This window comes from Streptomyces sp. NPDC001093, assembly GCF_040298985.1.
In the GTDB taxonomy this organism is placed as follows: Bacteria; Actinomycetota; Actinomycetes; order Streptomycetales; family Streptomycetaceae; genus Streptomyces.
Genome location: NZ_JBEPBF010000008.1, coordinates 49,732 through 68,174 on the forward strand (window position 1 = coordinate 49,732; position 18,443 = coordinate 68,174).

The 18,443-nt window shown below is 72.2% G+C and carries 17 protein-coding genes and 1 tRNA gene; 8 read left to right on the forward strand and 10 right to left on the reverse strand.

What is annotated here, in order from left to right; genetic code table 11:
- The first annotated feature begins 93 nt into the window (after nt 1-93).
- Together ABT288_RS06540 and ABT288_RS06545 are read left to right on the forward strand one after the other, a co-directional pair.
- Nucleotides 94-822 carry a molybdopterin-dependent oxidoreductase gene (locus tag ABT288_RS06540; protein WP_351603413.1) on the forward strand — a complete coding sequence of 243 codons (729 nt, stop codon included), beginning with the start codon at nt 94-96 and terminating at the stop codon, nt 820-822.
- On the forward strand, nt 806-1,432 hold the full coding sequence (locus tag ABT288_RS06545) for a cytochrome b/b6 domain-containing protein (protein ID WP_351603415.1): 627 nt from the start codon (nt 806-808) through the stop codon (nt 1,430-1,432). Before ABT288_RS06540 ends, ABT288_RS06545 begins: the two co-directional genes overlap by 17 nt.
- Here the strand turns inward: ABT288_RS06545 and ABT288_RS06550 are convergent.
- The 4 genes from ABT288_RS06550 to ABT288_RS06565 are packed head-to-tail and all read right to left on the reverse strand — an operon-like array spanning nt 1,429 to nt 5,234.
- The gene (locus ABT288_RS06550) at nt 1,429-2,454 is read right to left on the reverse strand and encodes an L-idonate 5-dehydrogenase (RefSeq protein ID WP_351603417.1); all 1,026 of its coding nucleotides are present in this window, start codon (nt 2,452-2,454) and stop codon (nt 1,429-1,431) included. The genes ABT288_RS06545 and ABT288_RS06550 overlap by 4 nt on opposite strands.
- Before the next feature lie 31 nt (nt 2,455-2,485).
- On the reverse strand, nt 2,486-3,250 hold the full coding sequence (locus tag ABT288_RS06555; RefSeq protein ID WP_351603419.1) for an SDR family oxidoreductase: 765 nt from the start codon (nt 3,248-3,250) through the stop codon (nt 2,486-2,488).
- 13 nt (nt 3,251-3,263) lie between these two features.
- Nucleotides 3,264-4,676, reverse strand: coding sequence for a GntP family permease (locus ABT288_RS06560; protein WP_351603421.1), 1,413 nt, complete (start codon nt 4,674-4,676; stop codon nt 3,264-3,266).
- A gap of 39 nt (nt 4,677-4,715) precedes the next feature.
- On the reverse strand, nt 4,716-5,234 hold the full coding sequence (locus ABT288_RS06565) for a gluconokinase (protein WP_351603423.1): 519 nt from the start codon (nt 5,232-5,234) through the stop codon (nt 4,716-4,718).
- A 140-nt stretch (nt 5,235-5,374) separates the two neighbouring features.
- Here ABT288_RS06565 and ABT288_RS06570 point away from each other — a divergent pair, with 140 nt between their 5' ends.
- A complete protein-coding gene (locus ABT288_RS06570) occupies nt 5,375-6,076 on the forward strand; it encodes a FadR/GntR family transcriptional regulator (RefSeq protein WP_351603425.1) in 702 nt (233 codons plus the stop codon).
- Nucleotides 6,077-6,082: 6 nt separating this feature from the next.
- On the opposite strand, the gene ABT288_RS06575 is transcribed toward ABT288_RS06570, so the two are convergent.
- On the reverse strand, nt 6,083-6,457 hold the full coding sequence (locus tag ABT288_RS06575) for a YchJ family protein (protein WP_351603427.1): 375 nt from the start codon (nt 6,455-6,457) through the stop codon (nt 6,083-6,085).
- 171 nt (nt 6,458-6,628) lie between these two features.
- Between ABT288_RS06575 and ABT288_RS06580 the strand changes: the two genes are divergently transcribed.
- Complete coding sequence (locus ABT288_RS06580; RefSeq protein ID WP_351603429.1) at nt 6,629-6,943, forward strand: dsRBD fold-containing protein; 315 nt, start codon at nt 6,629-6,631, stop codon at nt 6,941-6,943.
- A gap of 16 nt (nt 6,944-6,959) precedes the next feature.
- Here the strand turns inward: ABT288_RS06580 and polX are convergent, their stop codons facing one another.
- From polX to ABT288_RS06600, 4 genes are all read right to left on the reverse strand, one after another.
- Nucleotides 6,960-8,690: a DNA polymerase/3'-5' exonuclease PolX gene (gene polX, locus ABT288_RS06585; protein WP_351603431.1), complete on the reverse strand. Its 1,731-nt coding sequence runs from the start codon at nt 8,688-8,690 to the stop codon at nt 6,960-6,962.
- Between the two features lie 41 nt (nt 8,691-8,731).
- Nucleotides 8,732-10,069, reverse strand: coding sequence for a M1 family metallopeptidase (locus tag ABT288_RS06590; RefSeq protein WP_351603433.1), 1,338 nt, complete (start codon nt 10,067-10,069; stop codon nt 8,732-8,734).
- Nucleotides 10,070-10,134: 65 nt separating this feature from the next.
- Nucleotides 10,135-14,037, reverse strand: a complete 3,903-nt coding sequence (locus ABT288_RS06595) for a Pls/PosA family non-ribosomal peptide synthetase (RefSeq protein WP_351603435.1) — start codon at nt 14,035-14,037, stop codon at nt 10,135-10,137.
- Between the two features lie 266 nt (nt 14,038-14,303).
- Nucleotides 14,304-14,391: transfer RNA gene (locus ABT288_RS06600), tRNA-Leu, on the reverse strand.
- A gap of 218 nt (nt 14,392-14,609) precedes the next feature.
- Here ABT288_RS06600 and ABT288_RS06605 point away from each other — a divergent pair.
- The 3 genes from ABT288_RS06605 to ABT288_RS06615 all read left to right on the forward strand — a co-directional run bounded on the left by ABT288_RS06605 (nt 14,610) and on the right by ABT288_RS06615 (nt 17,312).
- The gene (locus tag ABT288_RS06605; protein ID WP_351603437.1) at nt 14,610-15,935 is read left to right on the forward strand and encodes a M20/M25/M40 family metallo-hydrolase; all 1,326 of its coding nucleotides are present in this window, start codon (nt 14,610-14,612) and stop codon (nt 15,933-15,935) included.
- 155 nt (nt 15,936-16,090) lie between these two features.
- On the forward strand, nt 16,091-16,324 hold the full coding sequence (gene chpH / locus ABT288_RS06610; RefSeq protein WP_351603438.1) for a chaplin ChpH: 234 nt from the start codon (nt 16,091-16,093) through the stop codon (nt 16,322-16,324).
- A 169-nt stretch (nt 16,325-16,493) separates the two neighbouring features.
- Nucleotides 16,494-17,312 carry a chaplin gene (locus ABT288_RS06615; protein WP_351603440.1) on the forward strand — a complete coding sequence of 273 codons (819 nt, stop codon included), beginning with the start codon at nt 16,494-16,496 and terminating at the stop codon, nt 17,310-17,312.
- Between the two features lie 84 nt (nt 17,313-17,396).
- Here ABT288_RS06615 and ABT288_RS06620 read toward each other — a convergent pair whose 3' ends face one another.
- A complete protein-coding gene (locus ABT288_RS06620) occupies nt 17,397-17,585 on the reverse strand; it encodes a DUF5703 family protein (RefSeq protein WP_014671721.1) in 189 nt (62 codons plus the stop codon).
- Nucleotides 17,586-17,632: 47 nt separating this feature from the next.
- Between ABT288_RS06620 and ABT288_RS06625 the strand changes: the two genes are divergently transcribed.
- A complete protein-coding gene (locus tag ABT288_RS06625; protein WP_351603442.1) occupies nt 17,633-18,352 on the forward strand; it encodes a hypothetical protein in 720 nt (239 codons plus the stop codon).
- Nucleotides 18,353-18,443 lie beyond the last annotated feature (91 nt).

The following is an 18,443-nucleotide window of genomic DNA, read 5'->3' on the forward strand; positions in this document are numbered from 1 at the left end:
CCGTTGCGCCGCGTACGTAAGAAGTGATTACAGAACCCTGACCACTGACCGCATGCCCTGGCCCCCCAGGGCCCCGAGTGCTCGAATGAACGCGTGAACTCCGAACCATCCGAGGAGCGGGACGGCACCCCCATAGGCCGCCGCGTCTTCCTCGGCACCCTCGGCCTGGGCGCGCTCGGCCTCGTCGCCGCGCCCACGCTGCAACGCGGCCTGGAGGGCTTCCTCGGCGCCGTCGCCGGCAAGGACCCCACGGGCCTGACCGGCCTGCTGCCCAACGGCGGCGGATTCCGCTACTACTCCGTCGCCGCCTCGGTCCCCCAGCTGAACGCCGCCGACTACCACCTGAAGATCGGCGGCCTGGTCGACCGCCCGCGCACCTACACCCTGGCCGATCTGCGCGCCCTGCGGCAGACCCGGCTGGTCAAGGACGTCCAGTGCGTCACCGGCTGGCGGGTCCCCGGCACCCCCTTCGAGGGCGTACGCCTCTCCGACCTGCTGGACGCGGCCGGGGTGCGCCCCACCGCGAAGGCGATCCGCTTCACCTGCTTCGACGGTACCTACACCGAGAGCCTCACCCTCGACCAGGCCCGCCGCCCCGACGTGCTGGTCGCCCTGCGCATGCAGGACAAGGACATCTCCCACGACCACGGCGGCCCGGTCCGCCTCTATGTCGCCCCCATGTACTTCTACAAGTCGGCCAAGTGGCTCTCCGGGATCACGGTCACCGACCGGGTCGAGCCCGGCTACTGGGAGAACCTCGGCTACGACGTCGACGCCTGGGTCGGCCGCTCGAACGGACGGACCGATGAGCCTACGAGCTGATGCCCCGGCCCCGCCCGGCGCCCGTGTCCGCCGCTTCAGCCGGGCCGAGCGCTGGGTCCACCGCACGACGGCAGCGCTGATGGGGGTCTGCGTGGTCACGGCCGCCATCCTCTACATCCCCCAGCTGGCGATCATGGTCGGCCGCCGCGAACTGGTCGTCCGCATCCACGAGTGCGCCGGGATCGCCCTCCCCGTCCCGGTCCTGCTGGGCCTCGCCTCCCGCGCCTTCCGCGCCGACCTGCGCTTCCTCAACCGCTTCGGCCCGCACGACAAGGTCTGGCTGCACGCCGCGCTGGTCCGCGACAAGCGTCGCGGCTCCCGTCCGGCGGGCAAGTTCAACGCCGGCCAGAAGATCTACGCCGCCTGGATCGCCGGCGCCACCCTGGTCATGCTCGGCACCGGCCTGCTGATGTGGTTCACCCACCTCGCCCCGCTGATGTGGCGGACCTCGGCGACCTTCGTCCACGACTGGCTCGCCCTGACCATCGGCGTGGTCCTGGCCGGCCACATCGGCATGGCCCTGGGCGACCCGGAGGCGAGAAAGGGCCTGCGCACGGGGACGGTGAGCAGGGAGTGGGCGAAGCGGCAACACCCGCTGTGGCGGCCCTAGTTCCCGAACTCCAGCAGCACCTTGCAGGACCGGTTCCGATCCGAGGCCAGCACCCACGCGTCCTCGGCCTCCCGTACCGGAACCACCGCGCTGACCAGCCCGTCGAACTCCCCCCGCGCGGCGAGCAGTTCCAGCGCGTCGTCGAACTCGGCGTCGAACCGGAACGCCCCCCGCAGCTCGACCTCCCGGCTCACCAGCAGGTTCCCGGCGAACGGCGACTGCCCGGGCGGGAGCATCCCGAGCTGTACGACCACACCCCCGCGCCGTACGCGCCGCAGGCAGGTGTCGAGCCCGGCCGCGGCCCCCGACGCCTCGACGGCCACGTCCACCTCGCCGGGCCACCCGGCATCACCCGGGTCGTCGGCCCGCACCAGCGTGTCGGCCCCGGCGACGGCCGCGTACCCCAGGGCCCGGGGCACCAGGTCGGTCACCGTCACCCGTGCCGCACCGGCCGCCTTCGCCGCCGCGACGACCAGGCACCCGATCGGCCCCGCCCCGGTCACCAGCACATGCCGACCGGACACGTGCCCGGCCCGCCGCACCGCGTGCAGCGCGACCGACAGCGGCTCGGCGAGGGCGGCCCGCCGCAGCCCGAGGCCCTCCGGCAGCACCCGCAGCTGCCCGGCCGGTACGGCGATCCGCTCGGCGAAGCCGCCCTGCACATGCGGAAAGCGGGCCGCGCTGCCCAGATACCGGGTGTCCCGGCACAGGTTCGCCCGTCCGTCGGCGCACTCCGGGCAGCGTCCGCACGGGGTGGCGGGGTGCACGGCGACGGCCGTACCCGGCGCGGGACCGCCGGCCCCGGCGCCGTGGGCCACCACCGTGCCCACCACCTCGTGCCCGAGCACCATCGGCTCCCGGAGCCGGAAGTCCCCGACCCCGCCGTGCCGCCAGTAGTGCAGATCGGAGCCGCACACCCCGCCGTAACGCACGGCCACCAGGGCCTCGCCGGGCCCGGGTTCGGGAACGGGCAGTTCCGCCACCCGCAGATCGCCCGCGCCGTGGATCACACAACCCAGCATTCCCGCAGCCCCTTTCAGAGCACAGCGCCCTTCACAGCACACTCGTCATGCCGCCGTCGACGTACAGGACCTGGCCGCCCATGAAGTCGGAGGCCGGCGAGGCGAGGAAGAGCAGGGCGCCCACCAGATCCTCGGTACGGCCCCAGCGGCCGGCCGGGGTGCGCCGGCGGACCCAGGCGCTGAACTCCTCGTCCTCCACCAGGGGCCGGGTCAGCTCGGTCTCGATGTAGCCGGGGCCGAGGCCGTTGACCTGGACGCCGTACGGTCCCCAGTCGGCGCACATGCCCTTGGTGAGCATCTTCAGCGCGCCCTTGGCGGCGGCGTAGGGCGCGATGCCGGGGCGTACGACCTCGCTCTGCAGCGAGCAGATGTTGACGATCTTGCCGTGGCCGCGTTCCGTCATCCGCCGGGCGGCCTCGCGGCCGACGAGGAACGCGCTGGTGAGGTTGGTGTCCAGGATCCGGTGCCAGTCGGCGTCGGTGAACTCCAGCAGCGGGGCGCGCAGTTGGATGCCCGCGTTGTTGACGAGGATGTCGAGCGGGCCCACCCGCTCCTCGATGTCCGCGATTCCGGCGGCCACGGCGGAACCGTCGGTCACGTCGAAGACCGCCGTGCGGACCCGGTCGCCGGGCAGCCCGGACGCGGCCTCGGCCAGCCGGTCCGGGTCGCGCCCGTGGAGGACGACCGTGCAGCCGGCCTCGGCCAGGCCCCGGGCCAGCGCGAGGCCGATGCCCCGGCTGGAGCCCGTGACCAGGGCGGTGCGGCCGCCGATGTCGAAGAGGGGGTGGGCCGTCATCGTCGTACCCCTCCTACAGGACCAGCGACAGCAGCAGGACCAGACCGCCGGCGACCACCGAGAGGATCGTCTCCATGATCGACCAGGTCTTGACGGTCTGCCCGACGCTCAGCCCGAAGTACTCCTTCACCAGCCAGAAGCCGGCGTCGTTGACGAAGCTGAAGAAGAGCGAGCCGGCGCCGATGGCCAGGACGAGCAGGGCGGTGTGGGTGGTCGACGTGCCGGCCGCGAGCGGCGCGATCAGACCGGCCGCCGAGACCGTCGCCACCGTCGCCGAGCCCGTCGCCAGCCGGATCGCCACCGCGATCAGCCAGGCCAGCAGCACCGCCGGGATCGACCAGTTCCTGGAGATGTCCAGGATCATATGGCCCACACCGGAGTCGATCAGCGTCTGCTTGAAGCCGCCGCCCGCGCCGACGATGAGCAGGATGCCGGCGATGGGCATCAGGCCCTTCTCGACGGTCTGCCGCAGCCGCTCCTTGCTGAACCCGGCGGGCCGGCCCAGCGTGAAGAAGCCGACGATCACGGCGGCGAGCAGGGCGATCATCGGGGTGCCGATGATGTCGAAGACCCGCTGGTTCATGTTCGTGGGGTCGTCGACGACGATGTCCACCAGCGCCTTGGCCAGCATCAGCACCACCGGCAGCAGCACGGTCGCCAGGGTCGCGCCGAAGCCGGGGCGGCGCTCCAGTTCCTCCGAGGGGCGCTGCGGGAGCATCCGTTCCGGTGCCGGGACGTCGACCCAGCGGGCCGCGGCCTTCGAGAACAGCGGACCGCCGACGATCACGGTCGGTATGGCGACGAGGATGCCGAGCGCGAGGGTCACACCCAGGTTGGCGTGGAGCGCGTCGATCGCGACCAGCGGGCCGGGGTGCGGCGGGATCAGGCCGTGCATCACGGACAGACCGGCGAGCGCCGGGATGCCGATGCGCATCAGGGAGTAGTTGCCGCGCTTGGCGACCATCAGCACGACCGGGATCAGCAGGACGATGCCGACCTCGAAGAACAGCGGCAGGCCGATCACGGAGGCGATGAGCACCATCGCCCAGGGCATCGCACGCCCGCCCGCCCGTCGCCCGCCGAATTTGGCGAGGATCGTGTCGACGATCTGGTCGGCGCCACCGGAGTCGGCGAGGAGCTTGCCCAGGATCGCCCCGAGCGCGATCAGGACGCCCACGCCGGCCACCGTGGTGCCGAGCCCGGTGGTGAAGCTGGTGATGGCCTTGTCGAGCGGCGCTCCGGCGACCGCTCCGAGCGCCAGTGACCCGATGGTCAGCGCCAGGAAGGCATGGAGCTTGAACTTGGTGATGAGCAGGACGATCACGGCCATGCCCACCAGGACGGCGATGCCGAGCTGGGCGTGTCCGGCGGAGGTGATCGGCGGAGGTGTGTCCGCTGCCAGCATCTCGACGCTGAGTCTGGTCACGGGTGTTCCCTTGCGTTACGGGGGGGACGGGGGTGGGTGTTACGCGGTGGTGTCGGGAAGCGCCTCGAGTGCCTTCACGGCTCGCTCGGTGATCTCCTGCGGGCTGCCGCCGACGTTCACGGCGACTCCCGCCTCGTCCGGCTCCAGGGGCTGCAGCGTGGCGAACTGGGAGTCCAGCAGCGCGGTCGGCATGAAGTGCCCCTGGCGCTGCGTCATCCGGTCCTCGATCAGCTTCCGGTCGCCGGTGAGGTGCACGAACACCACTCCGGGAGCGGCGGCCCTGAGCCGGTCGCGGTACGACCGCTTCAGCGCCGAGCTGCTGACCACCCCGCCCAGTCCGGCCCGCCCGTGCGCCCAGTGACCGATGGCGTCCAGCCAGGGCCACCGGTCGGTGTCGTCGAGCGGGATCCCGGCCGACATCTTGTCGATGTTGGCCTGCGGGTGGAAGTCGTCGCCCTCGGCGTACGGGACGCCCAGCCGCGCGGCGAGCAAGGGACCGATCGTGGTCTTGCCCGTCCCCGCGACGCCCATCACGACGACGACCTGGGGGGTTCGCATCACTGCCTCGCTGTCTTCCTCGACATCCGACGCCACGGCGGCGTCGCCACACTGAAACCCATTAGGTACGACGAATTCAAGAGCCTGTGACATATAAGTCTGACTTTTTCCGTCGGTGATCCACGCCGTACGCTGAGTGCATGACCACACCGGGCCGGGGGCTGCACGGCCATGTACTGGACACCCTCGGCCCCGCGATCACGGCGGGCGAGTACCCGCCCGGCAGTGTGCTGCGCACCGACGAACTGGCCCAGCACTTCGAGGTGTCCCGCTCCGTGATGCGCGAGGCGGTCCGCGTGCTGGAGTCGATGCATCTGGTGGAGTCCCGCCGCCGCGTGGGCGTCACCGTCCGCCCCAAGTCCGAGTGGAACGTCTACGACCCGCAGGTCATCCGCTGGCGGCTCGCGGGCGCCGACCGCCCGCACCAACTGCGCTCGCTGACCGTGCTGCGCTCCGCGGTCGAACCGGTCGCGGCCGGCCTCGCCGCCAGGCACGCCACGGCGGAGCAGTGCGCCGAACTCACCCGGTGCGCGCTCGGCATGGTCGCCAACTCACGCGGCCACAAGCTGGAGGAGTACCTGGTCCACGACATCGCCTTCCACCGGGTCATCCTGAACGCCTCGGGCAACGAGATGTTCGCCCGGCTCGGCGACGTCGTCGCGGAGGTCCTGGCCGGCCGCACCCATCACGAGGTCATGTTCGAGGACCCCGACCCGGCCGCCGTCACCCTGCATGTGCGGGTGGCGGAGGCGGTCCGGGCGGGCGACGCGACCCGCGCCGAGGAGCTGACCAGGGAGATCACCGTGGGCGCCCTGCAGGAACTGGACATCCTGGCGCCCTAGCCGGAGCTATTCCAGGAAGTCCCCGTCCACATACACCCACGCCCCGTCGACCCGCTCGAACCGGCTCCGCTCGTGCAGCGAGCCGCCCCGGTAGGAGGCGCGGAAGGTCACCGTGCCCGTGCTGTGGAAGGCGGACCCGTCCGTGGTGTCCAGGATCTCCAGCCCCGTCCACCTCATCCGCGGATCGAGGTCCAGCCGCTCCGGCCGGGTCCGCGGATGCCAGGTGCGCAGCAGATACCCCGCGTCCCCCGTCACGAACGCGCTGTACCGCGACCGCATCAGCAGCTCGGCGGTCGGCGCGGCGGCCGGCCCCGCGTGGAAACGGCCGCAGCAGGCGGCGTAGGGCCGGGGGAGTCCGCAGGGGCAGGTGCGCGAGGCCATGGGCCACATTCTGCCTGGCCGAGGGGAGGCGCCCGCTGGTGCCGGGGTGCACAGTAGAAGCGCTGGAACTGTGTGCCCCGCAAGGGGCGCGGGGCTGTGCTCGGGCCACGACGGCGCCGCACACGACCCACGGCCCATCGCGGCACGACCCGCGGAGCGAGGTGGCGGACCATGACCCGACCCACGACCAGCCGTGCACCGGCCGTCAAGGAGTGGCGGCTGAACCTGTACCTGTCCGAGCACGACCCCGACACCACCGCCCGGATCATCCTGGACACCGGCGACAACGTCCTGGAGAGCCATGCGGAGGCCCGCCGGAACCCCTACGACCCCGACGTACCGGAGATAGGCGACGAACTCGCCGCCGGACGCGCCCTGATCGCCATGGGCCGCAGGCTGCTGCGCGCCGCGGACGGGGACATCAGGGCGGTGGGAGCGGCCGACACGGAGGAGGACCTGTCACCCCTGTGGCTGGACCGGGAATGACGCCCCTCGCCTCCCCTCACCTCCCCTTCCGTCCCTTCCGCAGGAAACGGCGCAGCCTCGTCAGCGGCCAGGTGTTGATCACGTCGTCCCGGGTGAGCCAGCCCCGCTGCGCCGTGCCGACGCCGTAGCGCAACTGCGTGAGATGCGGCACGGAGTGCGCGTCGGTGTTCACGGCGAACCGCACGCCGTGCTCCCTGGCGCGCAGGATGTCCTCGTCGCGCAGGTCGAGACGGTCCGGCTGGGCGTTGACCTCCAGCGCGGTGCCGGTGCGCGCGCAGGCCGCGAACACCTCGTCCCAGTCGGCGTCGACACCCGCCCGCTTGCCGATCAGCCGGGTCGTCGGGTGCCCGATGATGTTGACGTACGGGTTCTCGCAGGCCCGCACCAGCCGCCGCGTCATCGCCTTCCGGCCCAGGTCGAAGTGCGAGTGCAGCGAGGCCACGCACAGGTCGAAGCCGGCCAGGAACTCCTCCGGCCAGTCCACCGAGCCGTCCGGGCCGATGTTGAGCTCCGTGCCGTGCAGCAGCCGCATCCTGTGGCGGGCGCCGTCCAACTCCCGCACCCGCTCCCGCTGGGCGAGGATCTTCTCGTCGGTCATGCGCTGCATGTACAGGTTGGGTGCGTGGTCCGTGACGGCGTAGTACGCGTAGCCGCGCTCGGCGGCCGCCGCCACCATCTCCTCCAGCGGAGCCAGCCCGTCGGTGAGATCGGTGTGGGTGTGCAGGTCGCCGCGGATGTCCTTCTCGGTCACCACCTCGGGCAGCTCGCCGTGCAGGGCCGCCTCGATCTCCCCGCGGTCCTCCCGCAACGCCGGCTCGATCCACGGCAGCCCGAGCCGGGCGTACACCTCCTCCTCGGTGCGCGAGGCCAGCGACTTCCCGCTCTCGGCGTCGAACAGGCCGTACTCGGACAGCTTCAGCCCCTGGTGCACGGCGATGGTACGGGTGCGGATGTTGTGCGCCTTCGAACCGGTGAAGTACTGCATCGCGGCACCCCACGACTCCGGCGGCACCACCCGCAGATCCACCTGGAGCCCCTTGCCCGTGCGGATCGACGTCTTCTTCGAGCCCCGCGCGATGACCTCCGCGGTGGCCGGCAGCTCGCACAGCGCCGCCATGAACGCCTCCGACCTCTTCGCCGCGACCAGGAGGTCCAGATCCCCGACGGTCTCCCGCATACGGCGCAGCGAGCCGGCGTACGCGCAGCGCTTGCACCCGGTCACCGCGGACAGCTCCGCGACGATCTCCTCGGCGGTGTCCAGGGCCAGCGACAGCGGCACCCGCGCGCCCGCCCGCTGGAGCAGCTCGATGCCGTGGCGGATGTTGTCCTGCGTCTTCTCGCCGAAGCCCTTCAGATCGGCCAGCGCGTCCGCCTCGATCGCCGCGGCCAGCTCGTTCACCGAGGAGATGTGCAGGTCCTCGTAGAGCCGCAGCGCCTTCTTCGGGCCCAGGGTGGGGATCGTGATCAGCTCCCGCACCCCGGCGGGGATCTTCGCCCGGCGCTCCTCGACCACCGCCATCTTCCCCGTGCGCAGGTACTCGGCCACCTTGTCGGCGATCGACTTCCCCACGTTCGGGATCTCCTTCAGGCCGCCCTCGTCCAGCTTGGAGATGTCGGCCGGATAGCCGCCGATGGCACGCGCCGCCTTCTCGTAGGCGCGCGCCTTGAAGGCGTCGCCTCCCGTGATCGCGATGAGGTCCGCGTACTCCCGCAGGAGCGCCTCGACCTCGTCATTGGGCCGGGCCACCCTTCAAGTTTAGAAAAACCTTCATGGATCCGGGCAAACCTCTACGGAACGTTCCGGAGCACTGGCAGCGGCGGCAGCTTCGTCCCGTAGACCCACTCCTGGAACAGCCCGGCCGGCGACTCGTCCGTGAACCGGGCCACGTGCGCGGTGAACGTCTCCGTCGTCACCGAGCCGTTCCGGTGCAGCCGCACCCATCCGCGCAGCATGTGGAAGAACGCGTCGTCGCCCAGCGCGCAGCGCACCGCGTGCAGGGTCACGCCGCCCCGCTCGTAGAGCCGGTCGTCGAACATCGCCTTGCGGCCCGGGTCGGCCAGCCTGAGGTCCTGCGGCAGCGTGGCCAGCAACCGGTGTGCGGCGGCGGCCAGTTGCTGGGCGCTGCGGCCGCCGGAGCGCTCGGACCACAGCCACTCCGCGTACTTGGCGAAGCCCTCGTTCAGCCAGATGTGCCGCCAGTCGGCGATGGACACGCAGTTGCCGAACCACTGGTGCGCCAGCTCGTGCGCCACCAGCCGCTCCGAACCCCGGGCGCCGTCCACGTGGTTGGAGCCGAACAGCGACAACCCCTGTGCCTCGACCGGCACATCGAGCTCCTCCTCGGTCACCGCGACCGCGTAACCGTCGAACGGGTACGGCCCGAACAGCTCCTGGAACAGCTCCATCATCGCCGGCTGCCGCGCGAAGTCCCGGGAGAACTCGGGCAGCAGCCGCGCCGGGATGTGCCCGTGCTGCGGCACGCCCCCCGGGCCCGGATCGCCCAGCAGCACCGTCTGGAACCGGCCGATCGCCAGGCCGACCAGATAACTGGACGTGGGCGCGGACTGCTCGTACACCCACGTCGTCGTGGAGGCCTTCGTCGTACGGGTCAGCAGGCGCCCGCCCGTGACCACCGCGTACGCGGACGGGACGGTGACCGAGATCTGGTAGGACGCCTTGTCGGCGGGCCGGTCGTTGCACGGGTACCAGGACGGCGCCCCGACCGGCTGGCTCGCCACCAGCGCGCCGTCCGCCAGCTCCTCCCAGCCGAGCCCGCCCCACGGGCTGGCCACCGGCCTGGGGTTGCCGGACCAGTGGACCTCCACCGTGAACGCGGCGCCGGCCCGGACGGGCTTGGCCGGGCGGATCCGCAGCCGTCCGCCGCGGTGCGTGAAGTGCGGCGGCCGGCCGTCCACCCGCACCCGGCCGATCCTGAAGTCGGCCAGGTTGAGCTCGAATTCCGTGAGCGGCGCATGGCCCGCTATGGCGTTGATCCGGGCCGTGCCGGACAGCCGGTTCGGACCGGGGCGGTAGTCCAGCGCGAGTTCGTAGCGGTGCACCCGGTAGCGGGAGTCACCGTTGTCCGGGAAGTACGGGTCCCGGCCGACCGACTGCTGAACTGCCACTGCTGTGTCCGCTCCCTGCGCTGTGCCACCACCGGGTGCCGGGGCCGCACCCGGATGGCCCGCGTTCAGGGACGCCATGCCTCGATCGGGTTGCCGAGCCAGCGGGTGTCGTCCGGGACGGACTCCGCCGCCATGACGAGCGACGCGGGCCCCAGGGTCGTACGGGCCCCGACCGTGCTGCCGGGCAGCACGATCCCGCCAGGGCCCAGCGTGGCGCCCTCACGGAGGACCACAGTATCCGTCCGCAAGATCCGGTCGTGGAAGAGGTGTGTCTGCAGCACACAGCCACGATTGACGGTCGCCGCGTCCTGAAGGGTCACCAGGTCCGTCTCCGGCAGCCAGTAGCTCTCCACCCACACGCCCCTGCCGATGCGCGCGCCGAGCCCGCGCAGCCACGCCGTCAGCACCGGCGTCCCCGGCACGGCCCCGGCCAGCCACGGCACCGCCAGCACCTCGACGAACGTGTCCGCCAGCTCGTTCCGCCACACGAACGAACTCCACAGCGGATGCTCCCCGGCCCGGTGCCGCCCCACGAGCAGCCACTTCGCGAGGACCGAGACGACCGCCGCGGCCACACCCGCCCCCAGCAGCACCGCACCCGACAGCGCCCAGGCCCACGGCCCCAGCGCGCACAGCACCGCCACCGTCCCCGCGGCCAGCGCCGCCGAACACAGCACCGGCACGATCCGGCACAGCTCCACCAGACCGCGCGCCCACAGCAGCCGCGCGGGCGGCTCGTACGTGCGGCTCTGATCCCCGCCGGCCGCACTGCGCGGCAGCTTCACCGGCGGCAGCCCCAGATACGAGGTGCCCTTCTTCGCCTTCTTCGGCGTCGCCGACAGCACGCCGACCAGACCGCCGTCCGGCACGCTCCGGCCCGGCCCGGTCATCCCGGAGTTCCCGAGGAAGGCCCGCCGCCCGATCTCCGCGCGCCCGATCCGCATCCAGCCGCCGCCCAGCTCGTACGGCGCCGTCAGCGTGTCGTCCGCCAGGAACGCCCCGTCGCCGACCGTGGTCAGGCTCGGCAGCGCGAGCACCGTCGACACCTCGGCCCGCCGCCCGATCCGCATCCCCAGCAGCCGCAGCCACACCGGCGTGACCAGCCCCGCGTACAGCGGGAACAGCGTCTCCCGGGACCGGTCCATCAGCTGCGTCACGGTCCACGCCTGCCAGCCGACCCGGCTGTGCGTCGGATGCGTGCCCTCGCGCAGCCGCAGACTGAGCACGCGTACGGCGACCAGGATCAGCAGCGCGTACGCCAGCCCGTAGGCGAGCGTGGCCGGCACCAGCCCGAGCGCGGCCCCGCGCAGCGCCTGGGGCAGCGAGCCCCCGGGTGCCACGAAGAGACGGGCGACCAGCAGCGCGGCCACCCCCGCCACCAGCGGCAGCGAACTCAGCGCCAGGCCGGTGACGCCGTACATCACCCGCCAGTACGTGCCCCGCCGCGGCCGCTCCTTCGGCCAGGTGCGTTTGGCCTTGCCGAGCTTGACCGCGGGCGCGCCCGCCCAGCGCTGGCCGGTCGGGATCTGCCCGCCGACCGCCGAGCCGGGGGCCACCTCGGCCCGCTTGCCGACGCGGGCGCCCGGGAAGAGCATGCTGCGGGTGCCGACGGTGGCGTGCGCGCCGACCTTGACCGGCCCGATCTCCAGCCGGTCGCCGTCCAGCCAGTGTCCGGACAGGTCGACCTCGGACTCCACGGCCGCGCCCCGGCCCAGCTTGAGCATGCCGGTGACCGGCGGCAGCGAGTGCAGGTCCACCTCGGGCCCGACCTTCGCACCCAGCGCACGGGCATACCGCTCCAGCCAGGACCCGGTCAGCGAGGTGGCCCCGCTGAACTCGGCCAGCCGCTCGGCCGCCCACAGCCGCAGATGCACGCCTCCACCACGCGGGTACCGGCCGGGCGCCACGCCCCGCAGCAGCAGCCGCGCCCCGCCCGCCGCGAGCGCGATCCGGCCGGGCGGCGTGAAAAGCAGCAGCGCACCGGCCGCGAGCAGCCACCAGGGGGCGGTCGGCAGCCAGGAGTAGCCGGGCAGCAGGTTCCCGACGGCGGCCAGGACCACCGTCCAGCGCAGCCCGAGCAGGGTGAACAGCGGAAGCAGCAGCAGGAGCTGCACGGCCTGGGCGCGGACCGGGACCGGCGCGATGGTGCGGGCCCCTCCGTCGTCCTGTGCCGAGGCCTCCAGCCGCCGGGCCAGCTTGCGCAGGACGGGCTGCTGGTAGATGTCGAGGACGGCGGCGCTCGGGTAGCGGGTGCGCAGCCGGGTGGTGAGCTGGGCGGCGGCCAGCGAGCCGCCGCCGATCGCGAAGAAGTCGTCCTGGGCGCTGGTCACCGGGATGCCCAGGACCTCCGCCCACTGCTCGGCGAGCCAGGCCTCGGTGCCGTACAGCTCGGCCTTGGGCGCTTCGACGCCCTCCAGGGGCCACGGCAGGGCGTTGCGGTCCACCTTGCCGGACGTCCGGGTCGGCAGCTCGGCGACGGGCGCGAGCAGCGGCACCAGCGCGGCGGGCAGCCCGGCGCGCAGCTCCTCGACGGCGGCGGCACGGTCCCAGCCCTCCTGGGTGACCACGTAACCGACGAGGAGCTGATTGCCGCCGCGGGCGGTGCGCACGGCGGCCGCGGCCCCGGCGACCCCGGGCAGGGCCTGCAGCGCGGCATCCACCTCACCGAGCTCGATCCGCCGCCCGCCCAGCTTGATCTGCTCGTCGGCCCGGCCCAGGAAGATCAGCCCCTCGGGCTCGGCCCTGACCAGGTCACCACTGCGATAGGCCCGCTCCCAGCCCAGCGAGTGCAGCGGCGCGTACTTCTCGGCGTCCTTCTCGGGATCGAGGTAGCGCGCGAGCCCGACCCCGCCGATCACGAGCTGCCCGCTCGCCCCCATGGGTACCGGCTCACCGGCCTCGTCGACGACGGCGAGCTCCCACCCGTCGAGCGGCAGCCCGATCCTGATGGGCTCCGCACCGGTCAGCAGTGCCGCACAGGCCACGACGGTCGCCTCGGTCGGGCCGTAGGTGTTCCACACCTCGCGCCCCTCGGTGACCAGCCGCTGCGCCAGCTCGGGCGGGCAGGCCTCGCCGCCGAAGATCAGCAGGCGTACGTCGTTGAGCGTCTCCGGCTCCCACAGCGCGGCCAGCGTGGGCACGGTCGAGACGACGGTGATCTCCTGCTCGACCAGCCACGGCCCGAGATCGGCACCGCTCCTGACCTGCGACCGGGGCACCGGCACCAGACAGGCGCCGTACCGCCAGGCCAGCCACATCTCCTCACAGGAGGCGTCGAAGGCGACGGAGAGTCCGGCCATCACCCGGTCGCCGGGCCCGATCGGCTCCTCCGTGAGGAACAGGGCCGCCTCGGCGTCCACGAAGGCGGCGGCGCTGCGATGGGTGACGGCGACGCCCTTGGGCTTCCCGGTGGACCCGGAGGTGAAGATGATCCAGGCGTCCTGCTCGGCGCCGGGCCGCGCGGCGGAGGAGCGGGAGGTGCTCTGGAGGGCGCCGGACGTGCCCGCGACGGTGCCGGAGGCGCCCTGGACGGTGATGGTGTGCCCGGCCCCGACGACGGCCCGTACCTCAGCCTCCCCGAACACCAACTCCGCCCGCTCGTCCGGGTCCTCGGCGTCGACCGGGACATAGGCGGCACCGGCGGCGAGCACGGCGAGGACCGCGACGTAGAGCTCGTTGGTCCCCGAGGGGACCCGCACACCGACCCGGTCCCCGAGCCCGACGCCCGCACCGGCGAGCCGCCGCCGCAGCCGCTCCACCTCGCCGGCCAGCGCACGGTAGGTCAGACACGTCGTGCCGTCGTCCAGTGCCGGCTCGTCCGGATGGGACCGCACGGTCGCGTCGAAGACGTCGACCAGCGTGCGCGGCGACGCCGCGGGGCGCGCGGAGAAGCGGGCCCGGTCGCCGAACTGCGTGCGGATCTCTTCGTCGAGCAGGCCGAGAGCGCTGCTCTCGTCTATGGCTGCCATCGGGTCCTCACGTCGGGTCCGGCTGGGTGACAAGCCGGAAATATTAGTACGACGTTATGCTCCGGCCCTGTGCCGAGCCGCTCGAAAGGCCCGTTCGGGTGAGTACGCAGACCCGGCCCCGGCCCGCTGACCTGCCGATCTCCGCGCCGGACGAGAGATGGCCCACACACACCGTCAAGGGGCGGTCACTCCGGGGCAGTTGGCGCTCCCGCGAGCTCCTGGGAAACCGGAAAAGCAGAGGGCCCCTGCTGAGCAGGGGCCCTCACTGGTGTCCGAGGGGGGACTTGAACCCCCACGCCCGATAAAGGGCACTAGCACCTCAAGCTAGCGCGTCTGCCATTCCGCCACCCGGACAAGGTGTCTGTCGTGCTCGGGGATCCCTTTCGGCGGGGTTTCCCTCGCGGCGACGAAGGAAACATTACCAGGCTTTCGGGGGTGGCTGATCACCCCCCGGCCCCCGGAGCGCGTCGTGCGTGAACGGCGTGTGACGGGCCGGGACCGGTCTTGGGCGGCGGGCGGGGGAGAGGGAGGATGAGGAGGACCACCAGCAGCGACAGCGCGGGAGGAAGCACGTGAGCGAGACGGACACGGCCAGGAGCGTCACCGGCGAGGACGAGGTCGTGGACCTCTGCCGCGAGCTGATCCGGTTCGACACCAGCAACTACGGCGACCACTCGGGCCCCGGCGAGCGCAAGGCGGCCGAGTGGGTCGCGGAGAAGCTCGCCGAGGTCGGTCTCGAACCGAAGGTCTTCGAGTCGCACCCGGGGCGCGCCTCGACGGTGGCCCGCGTCGAGGGGGAGGACCCGTCCCGGCCCGCGCTGCTGATCCACGGCCACCTGGACGTCGTACCGGCCAACGCCGCGGACTGGACCCACGACCCGTTCTCCGGCGAGGTCGCCGACGGGTGCGTGTGGGGGCGCGGGGCCGTCGACATGAAGGACATGGACGCCATGACTCTCGCGGTCGTGCGCGACCGGCTCAGGAGCGGGCGGCGGCCCCCGCGCGACATCGTGCTCGCCTTCCTCGCCGACGAGGAGGCGGGCGGCACGTACGGCGCCCGCCACCTGGTCGACCGCCACCCCGGGCTGTTCGAGGGCGTCACGGAGGCGATCAGCGAGGTCGGAGGCTTCTCGTTCACCGTGAACGAGCAGCGCCGGCTCTACCTGATCCAGACGGCCGAGAAGGGCATGCACTGGATGAAGCTGACCGTGGCCGGCACCGCCGGGCACGGCTCGATGATCCACCGCGACAACGCCATCACCGAGCTGTCCGAGGCCGTGGCCCGGGTCGGCCGGCACCGGTTCCCGGTGCGGGTCACCAAGACCACCCGGGCGTTCCTCGACGAGCTGGGCGACGCGCTCGGCACCGAACTGGACCCGGAGGACATGGAGTCCACCCTGCTCCGGCTCGGCGGCATCGCCAAGTTCATCGGCGCCACCCTCAGCAACACCGCCAACCCCACCCAGCTCAACGCCGGTTACAAGGTCAACGTCATCCCGGGCGAGGCCACCGCGCACATCGACGGCCGCTTCCTGCCCGGCTACGAGGAGGAGTTCCTCGGCGACCTCGACCGGCTGCTCGGACCGCACGTCCGCCGCGAGGACGTGCACACCGACAAGGCGGTCGAGACCACCTTCGACGGGGCGCTGGTGGAGGCCATGCAGTCCGCGCTGCTCGCCGAGGACCCCACGGCCAAGGCGATCCCCTACATGCTCTCCGGCGGCACCGACGCCAAGTCCTTCGACGATCTCGGCATCCGCGGCTTCGGCTTCGCCCCGCTGAAGCTGCCGCCGGAGCTGGACTTCGCCGGCATGTTCCACGGCGTGGACGAGCGGGTGCCGGTGGACGGGCTGCGGTTCGGCGTTCGGGTCCTCGACCGGTTCATCGACGCATCGTGAGGTTCTGGGCCGAGACGGCCCAGATATTCGGGCGCTCGTACGAGATCGACTGGAACGGGTGAATGCGACGATCGGTTCGTAGCTTCATTAGTTCCTCCTCGTTACAGGTGATGTGACTCCGCACCTTGGGGTCGCTTTGCCAACAAGGAGGAATAATGATCAAGAAGGTCGTCGCTGCTGCGGCTGCCACCGGTGGGCTGGTTCTCGCGGGCGCGGGCCTCGCCGTCGCCGACTCGGGTGCTCAGGGTGCCGCCGTGCACTCCCCGGGTGTCGTCTCCGGCAACGTCGTGCAGGTGCCCGTGCACGTCCCGGTGAACGTCTGCGGCAACACGGTCAACGTGATCGGGCTCCTGAACCCCGCCTTCGGCAACAAGTGCTTCAACGACTGACGACGACCTCCTGAGGGGGGCGTCATTTTCGAGCCGCCGGCCCCGGAGCGCGTGCCATGCGTTCCGGGGCCGACCGGCCTCTTGCGTGGCGGCACGGTCCGCGAGGACCGGGCGCGCCACGCCACCGCGAGGCACGCACAGCAGGATCGAAGGCAGGGGAACAACGGAAATGCGACAGGGCACCCGTAAGGGCCTGATGACCATGGCGGCGGCCACGGGTGTGATCGCCGCCGCAAGCGGCTACGCCCACGCCGACGCGGGCGCGTTCGGCACCGCCGCCGGCTCGCCCGGCGTACTGTCCGGCAACACGGTGCAGGCGCCGGTGCATGTGCCGGTGAACGTGTGCGGCAACACCGTGAACGTCGTCGGGCTGCTCAACCCGGCGGTGGGCAACAGCTGCGCCAACCACGGCGGCACGTCCGGGGGCCACGGCGGCTCCGGCGGCTCGCACGCGGGCGGCCACACCGCCGGCTCACCCGGCGTCGGCTCCGGCAACACCGTCCAGGCGCCGATCGACGTTCCGGTGAACGTCTGCGGCAACAGCGTGAACGTCATCGGGGTCGGCAACGCCACCGCGGGCAACGACTGCGCCAACGGAGGCGGCGGTCACTCCAGCCAGCCGCCGGGCGGCGGCCACGGCAACCCGCCCGGGCAGCCGGGACACCCCGGCCATCCGGGACACCCTGGCCATCCTGGACACCCGGGGCACCCCGGCCATCCGGGACACCCCGGCCACCCGGGGCACCCCGGGCAGCCGGGTCATCCGGGCGGCCCGACCACCCCGCCCGGCCAGGGCGGTCACACGCCCCAGGGACACCACGGGTCCACCCAGGTCGAGCAGCACGGCGGCCGCTCCGCCCAGCCTCTGACCAACGCCCAGCTCGCGCACACCGGCAGCGAGCTGCCGCTGGACCTCGTGCTGCCGGTCGGAGCGGGCGCGCTGCTCGCGGGCGCGGTGCTCTACCGCAAGGCCCGGGCCACCTCGTAGCCGGCAGCCCCGGGTACGGGATGCGGTGAACGGAGCGGGCCCCGCCATGACAGACGGGGCCCGCTCCGGTTCAGCTCGCCGACCTCACCACGTGGCACGCACCTGGCGGATGATCCGCCGGCGCAGGCGCACCCTTCGGCTGCCGTCGCGCAGCAGGCTCAGTCGGTCCAACTCCCAGTGTCCGTACTCGGCATGGTCCGTCAGCAGGCGTGTGGCCTCCTTGCGGGACACCCCGCGAGGCACGTACACGTCGACAAATTCGTATTCCGGCATCGCATCTATTGTGCGGGCTGGGGCCCGGTACGGATAGCGTCTGCACTATGTCTGATGCTGCGCAGCCCACCGCTGCCGAGGTACGCGCCGCCGCCGAGGCGGTCAAGACCGCGCTCGACCGTCATCTGGCCGCGGTCGAACGCAGGTCGGGTGAGGACGACCCGGCGGTCTTGGAGGCGTTCAACCAGCTGGCCGCGGCCGCCGAGGTGTACGACGAGCTGCTCTACGACCGCTACGACGAGGTCACGCCCTTCGAGATCCCCGGTGCGGAGGAGCTGCCGCCGTACGCGGGTCCCGAGGAACCGAACGCGATCAGCGTGCTGATCCGCCGCGACTACGCCGTGGTGGAACCCCAGCGACTGCTGGCGCAGGCCCAGCGGGTCGAGGCGGCGGAGTACGAGGCCGCGGGCGGCCTGGCCGAGGACGCCGCCGGCACGGTTCCGGGCGCGCTGGGCATCCTCTTCGGCGAGTTCGAACCGGACGAGATCGCTTCCCGGCACAAGGAGTTCGGCCTGGAGGAGGGCGACTCCACGCTCTGGGTCACCGCCGCGGACGAGGCGCCCGAGGCGGGGGAGTGGCTGGAGGCGCCCTTCGAGCACTTCGATCCGCAAGGGGTGGTGTGCCGCTTCGACGTCAGCGCCGTCTTCGACGACGAGGACGAGTCCGACGAAGAGGACGATCTCGGGTTCGAAGAAGACGAGGACGAGGACGCGGACGACGACCAGGCCGAGGACGAGGACCTGGAGCCGCTGGACGCCGAGAAGTGAGCGGGGCCGGCGGTGCCGGGGCGGCCTGAGGCCGCTTCGGCACCGCCGGATTCCGCCGTCGAGGCTGGTCGGCGTCGCGGCGGAAGGAGAT

Bases quoted from the DNA above. Each gene is read 5' to 3' on its own strand.
- ABT288_RS06545 (WP_351603415.1), top strand. From the start codon at position 806: ATGAGCCTACGAGCTGATGCCCCGGCCCCGCCCGGCGCCCGTGTCCGC.
- ABT288_RS06550 (WP_351603417.1), bottom strand. From the start codon at position 2,454: ATGCTGGGTTGTGTGATCCACGGCGCGGGCGATCTGCGGGTGGCGGAA.
- ABT288_RS06555 (WP_351603419.1), bottom strand. From the start codon at position 3,250: ATGACGGCCCACCCCCTCTTCGACATCGGCGGCCGCACCGCCCTGGTC.
- ABT288_RS06565 (WP_351603423.1), bottom strand. From the start codon at position 5,234: ATGCGAACCCCCCAGGTCGTCGTCGTGATGGGCGTCGCGGGGACGGGC.
- ABT288_RS06570 (WP_351603425.1), top strand. From the start codon at position 5,375: ATGACCACACCGGGCCGGGGGCTGCACGGCCATGTACTGGACACCCTC.
- ABT288_RS06575 (WP_351603427.1), bottom strand. From the start codon at position 6,457: ATGGCCTCGCGCACCTGCCCCTGCGGACTCCCCCGGCCCTACGCCGCC.
- ABT288_RS06580 (WP_351603429.1), top strand. From the start codon at position 6,629: ATGACCCGACCCACGACCAGCCGTGCACCGGCCGTCAAGGAGTGGCGG.
- ABT288_RS06595 (WP_351603435.1), bottom strand. From the start codon at position 14,037: ATGGCAGCCATAGACGAGAGCAGCGCTCTCGGCCTGCTCGACGAAGAG.
- chpH (WP_351603438.1), top strand. From the start codon at position 16,091: ATGATCAAGAAGGTCGTCGCTGCTGCGGCTGCCACCGGTGGGCTGGTT.
- ABT288_RS06615 (WP_351603440.1), top strand. From the start codon at position 16,494: ATGCGACAGGGCACCCGTAAGGGCCTGATGACCATGGCGGCGGCCACG.
- ABT288_RS06620 (WP_014671721.1), bottom strand. From the start codon at position 17,585: ATGCCGGAATACGAATTTGTCGACGTGTACGTGCCTCGCGGGGTGTCC.
- ABT288_RS06625 (WP_351603442.1), top strand. From the start codon at position 17,633: ATGTCTGATGCTGCGCAGCCCACCGCTGCCGAGGTACGCGCCGCCGCC.